The organism is Bacteroidota bacterium, assembly GCA_030706565.1.
GTDB lineage: Bacteria > Bacteroidota > Bacteroidia > Bacteroidales > JAUZOH01 > JAUZOH01.
In genome coordinates this window covers 1-3,002 of the sequence record JAUZOH010000434.1, presented here as the reverse complement: position 1 = coordinate 3,002, position 3,002 = coordinate 1, and the positions used below count along the sequence as shown (strand labels likewise).

At 39.9% G+C, this 3,002-nt stretch carries 2 protein-coding genes; one reads left to right on the top strand and one right to left on the bottom strand.

Annotated elements, in window-relative coordinates:
- Positions 1-319 (top strand): sialate O-acetylesterase (locus Q8907_15220; protein ID MDP4275622.1); only part of this gene is annotated, 319 nt, incomplete at its 5' end.
- A 198-nt stretch (positions 320-517) separates the two neighbouring features.
- On the opposite strand, the gene Q8907_15215 is transcribed toward Q8907_15220, so the two are convergent.
- A complete protein-coding gene (locus Q8907_15215) occupies positions 518-2,896 on the bottom strand; it encodes a glycoside hydrolase family 2 TIM barrel-domain containing protein (GenBank protein MDP4275621.1) in 2,379 nt (792 codons plus the stop codon).
- Positions 2,897-3,002 lie beyond the last annotated feature (106 nt).

Here is a 3,002-nt window from a genome sequence, read left to right as displayed (position 1 = left end):
TAAAGGAATTGGTTATTCCGGCCCTACCTTTAAGTCGATGACAACTACCGGAGGCAAGATTAAAATTGAATTCGACCATGCTGCCAATGGACTGACTGCTTACGGCAAGGAATTATCCTGTTTTGAGGTTGCAGGGAATGACAAAACTTTTTATCCTGCAAAAGCATCCATTTCAGGGAGTTCTGTGATATTGACCTCTGAGGAGGTAAAAGACCCTGTATCGGTAAGGTATGCCTTTAAGGATTTTATTGTGGGCGATCTATATAACACAGAAGGGTTACCTGCTTCATCCTTTAGAACAGACAACTGGGAAAAATAATCAGTTATTCCTGAGAATATGGTGGTTTTGAAAAATAAATATGATCTTCAATATTTAAATTTCATTTTGTCAATTTAATCTTTAGTACAGATACAAAAAAAGCGCCTTTGGGGTGCTTTTTTTGTATCTAAACCGGAAAAGAAAATCCGGCATTTCGTTGATTTTTTCTTTATGGGGAATATCCCTGTGTGTATCCTTTTAAAGGGTGTGCAAAATAAGATGGGCAGGTTTCAGCCCTTTGGAGTGGACCGCTATCACAACCTTTCCAGTATTTCCTGCTGACCGTACGATCAATTGACATTCTCCGTTGAATGCACTTCGGGAATTGGCCTGCCATAATTCATCACTCATAATATTCCCGTTTCCGACTCCCGCATTTGTCCCTTCTCCTGAGACCGAAAAAAATATTTTATTTGATGCAGTTGGGACAACAATTCCATTTTTATCAACTACTTTAACGGTTATATAAGAAAGATCCAGGCCGTCTGCTTTGATGGTATCCCTGTCGGCTTCCAATATGATGCGATATGCTTCCCCGGCAGTGGTTAAAACATTTTTTGCCACGATTTTCCCATTTTTAATCCCCTGGGCTTCAATTTTTCCTTTTTCAAATGCCACATTCCAGAAAAGTTGAGGCAGTTTTTTGTTCAGGATACTTTCGATCCCTGCAGATTTTCCGTTAATATACAATTGCACGCTGTCGCAGTTAGTAAAAGTTTGTACGGTCAGCTTTTCATCCTTTTGCCAGTTCCAGTGGAAAAACATTGGCTTCCAGCTTATTTTTGCATCATTCCACAATTTGTTTTCCGATTTGTTTTTGTCAAGGACTGCGATCTGAACCATAGGACGGTCGCTGTAAAAACTTTCTATACTGTAGGCCACAGGTTTAAAATTGTCACATAGATCAATTGCGCCGTTAATCCATCCTTTGGAAGGCCAACCAAAAGATTCGCCTATATATTCTGTTCCTCCCCAGTAAAACTGGCCGCAGGAATAGGAATGGTCATAATTGAAATAGTCGTATCCTGCCTCACCTGTAGCCAGTTCGCTTGAGAGAAAGATGAGTTGCGGATATTTTTCATGGTCCTTTTTAAAAAAGGAAGATTGGTAGTTGACGCTCATTACATCCGGGTAGAAAGCCATTTGATGAGGCGAAGAGATGTAGAATTTCGGATCATTGTATTTTATCCCATTGTAGCGTGCCGGATACAGCGCGCAGGTCACTTTTCTCGCTGGTTCCAGTTCATGTACAAAAGCAAGCATCTCCTTTAAAAGTGAAACGCCTGATTCTATAGTATCCTTGTCTTTCTTTTGTTGCTGAACCACTTCATTTCCCACACTCCAGACAAAAACGGAAGGATGATTCCTGTCTCTCTTTATAAAGGTTTCTACATCCTGCTTCCAATGATCTTCAAATTTTTCACCAGGACCGTAATATTGCTCATTCCATTTGTCATAAGCTTCATCAAAAACAAGCATTCCGTTTCTGTCGCACCAGTCAAGAACATATTTTGGATAGGGATTATGACTCAATCGGATTGCATTGCAGCCTAATTTATTTTTTAATATATCCAGACGTTTTTCCCAGGCCCTTTCAAATGATGCTGCTCCTAAGGGGCCTAAATCGTGGTGAAGGCATACTCCTTTCAGGAAAACTTTCCTGCCGTTCAGCAAAAATCCCTGTTCCGGGTTAAAATCAACCTCCCTTATGCCAAATGTGGTTTCATAAGTGTCAACCAATTGTTCTTTATTATAAATAATGGATATTGCTTTATAAAGTTGAGGATTGTCAATGTCCCACACCCGGGGATCTCTGATTTCAAATTCCTGATTAATCTCAAATTTTTCATTTTTCCCCAAAGGGATCAGGGAAGTTCGTGAAGCCACAATATTGCCTGAGGGGGAAAGAATATTAGTAACCAGCCTGCATTGAACGGAGTCTGCAGATTGATTGATGACCTTCGTTTCTACTTTTACCTGCGCTTTATCCTTCCCGGTTTTAGGCGTTGTAATATATGTGCCATAGCGGTCGACATGGAGATTATCCACAATGTTGAGGTAAACATCCCTGGTGATTCCTTCGCCGGTATACCACCGGGAACTTTCTTTAAAGGTATTGTCATATCGGACAGCAATAATATTTTCCCCGGGTTTCACCAGGGAGGTGATATCATATTGAAAATCAAGATACCCATTTAAAAAGGTACCACAATGAATGCCGTTAACCCAAACATCTGAAGCGCGGTAAACACCTTCAAATTCGAGGAAAATCCTTTTCCCTTCCAATCCCTCTTTTATATTGAGATGTTTTCTGTACCAACCTATATGGCGCGGACGAAAACCATTTTGACGGGTTCCTCCCAGGCTGTCCTTTACAAAATTTCCGTAGATGCTCGCATCATGGGGCAGGTTGACCGTATTCCATTTAGAATCGTCATATTGGGGATTCATGGCTTCTTTATAATCCCCAAGCATAAATTTCCAGTCGAAATCGATTTTAATTTTTTCCCTTCCGAAAGAAGAGAGGTGACAAAAGATTAAAAAAATAATACAGCATAAAAGATAACGTAGTCTCATTTTGTAATTTTTTTAGATTTCAGTTTTAATAATGTCTTCAGATCTAAATCATTCATTTGACGGGGTAAAAGTATCAATTCCTGATTAAAAAGCCAGCTATGCCAAC

Coding starts and splice junctions, on each gene's coding strand:
- Q8907_15215 (MDP4275621.1), bottom strand. CDS start 2,896: ATGAGACTACGTTATCTTTTATGCTGTATTATTTTTTTAATCTTTTGT.